This window comes from uncultured Limnohabitans sp. (genome assembly GCF_937889215.1).
Classification (GTDB): domain Bacteria; phylum Pseudomonadota; class Gammaproteobacteria; order Burkholderiales; family Burkholderiaceae_C; genus Limnohabitans_A.
Window position 1 is genome coordinate 1 of sequence record NZ_CALBEX010000167.1, and the last position, 1,655, is coordinate 1,655.

1 protein-coding gene and 2 pseudogenes are annotated in these 1,655 nt (G+C 63.5%); all 3 read right to left on the bottom strand.

Translation table 11 applies throughout. The features are described 5' to 3' along the window. Window positions 1-832: pseudogene (locus Q0341_RS04355) on the bottom strand (YgiQ family radical SAM protein); the annotation flags it as partial. A 96-nt stretch (window positions 833-928) separates the two neighbouring features. Further along, window positions 929-1,120, bottom strand: coding sequence for a DUF2783 domain-containing protein (locus Q0341_RS04360; RefSeq protein ID WP_299510835.1), 192 nt, complete (start codon window positions 1,118-1,120; stop codon window positions 929-931). Continuing rightward, window positions 1,117-1,655: pseudogene (locus tag Q0341_RS04365) on the bottom strand (monooxygenase); the annotation flags it as partial. The pseudogene Q0341_RS04365 and the gene Q0341_RS04360, both read right to left, overlap by 4 nt.

The following is a 1,655-nucleotide window of genomic DNA, read 5'->3' on the forward strand; positions in this document are numbered from 1 at the left end:
CTTCCTCGCGGGCGCAAGTGGCGCCCTGCTCCCGCGCTTGGTCCGAAATCATCAAATACGGGTTGATGTGCGCTTCCACATGGCCGGGGGTGTCAACGCTGGTGGAGTCGATCTCGAACCAGCCTTCAGGCGTTTCGCGGCGCACAAAGGCGGTGCCGCGCACGTCGGTGATCTGTTGCACCGGCTCGCGGGCAGCAAGGCGGTGGGCGATTTCGACAATGGCCCGCTCGGCGTTGCCGTACAAGAGCAGGTCGCACTTGCTGTCCACCACCACCGAGCGGCGCACTTTGTCAGACCAGTAGTCGTAATGCGCGATACGCCGCAAGCTGCCTTCGATGCCGCCCAGCACAATGGGCACTTCCGGAAAGGCTTCGCGGCAGCGCTGGCTGTAGACGATGGCGGCGCGGTCCGGCCGCTTGCCGCCCTCATCACCCGCGGTGTAGGCGTCGTCGGTTCGGATTTTGCGGTCCGCCGTGTAGCGGTTGATCATGGAATCCATGTTGCCGCTGGTCACGCCCCAAAACAGGTTGGGTTGGCCCAGCTCTTTGAAGGCGTCAGCGCTGGTCCAGTCCGGTTGGGCAATGATGCCGACCCGAAAACCCTGGTTTTCCAGCATGCGGCCGATCACGGCCATGCCAAAACTGGGGTGGTCTACATAAGCGTCGCCCGTGACCAGCACAATGTCGCAGCTGTCCCAGCCCAGTTGGGTCATTTCGGCGCGGCTCATCGGCAAAAACGGGGCCGTGCCAAAGCGCTGCGCCCAGTATTTGCGGTAACTGGTCAGCGGTTTGGCGTCACGCGGAAAAAAGGAGACGTCGACAAAGGCGTTCATGGGCGGGCATTCGGGATAACCCGCTAGTGTAGGCGCTCAGCGGTGGGCCTGAGGCTGGCGCGGGTATTGACACCCAGCAAGACGGGGTGCGCCGCGTCAAAGGTCCTTTTGGGCCCGCTCAATCAGGTCCACAAAGGCTGGCGCGTCGCCCAAGGCTTGAGCGGCCAGCAAGGCCAGCTTGACCAGAAAGAGTTCGGATTTTTCGGGGCCTGCGGCGTCAATGGCCATGGCCAGTTGGTCGTAGGCGGTTTCCAGACCGGCAATGTCCAAACCTGTGGTGATGTTCATGGGGCTTCTCCGGTGGTGGCTTGGACGAGGGCGGCGTCCAAGCGCTGGGCATCGAGGTGCAACCAGCGGGCACAAATGTGCTGGTCGGGACGCAACAGGTAGGCCGCGCCGGGCGTGGTCACGCCGTAGCGGCTGTGCACTCGGCCTTGCGGGTCTGACAGCACCTGCAGCCAGGGCGCATCGGTCGGGCTTTCAACCAGGCCCGCCTCAGGCGGGCCAGACAGAGTGATGCAAGTGAGCTTCAAAGGGAATCCCTGTGCATGCCATTGGGCAACACCGTCACGCAGCTCGGCAGGCAATGCATCAGCCGCGCCAAACCACAGCAGATCAAAACCACCGCCCAGGTGGTCCAGCAAAAACTGCGTGTCCGTCAGGCGCACATTGAGCGGCGGCGCGCCGTGTGCGGGGCCGTCCTGGAACTGCGCGTTGTCGTCAATACGGCAGTTCAGGCTGGAGTGGCTATAGGCGTGCGGGCGCGAGGTGCGCCAGTGGTAGAGCGGGCGCACAAAGGCTTCGGTGAGCGAGAGCGACAAGA

Bases quoted from the DNA above. Each gene is read 5' to 3' on its own strand.
- Q0341_RS04360 (WP_299510835.1), bottom strand. From the start codon at position 1,120: ATGAACATCACCACAGGTTTGGACATTGCCGGTCTGGAAACCGCCTAC.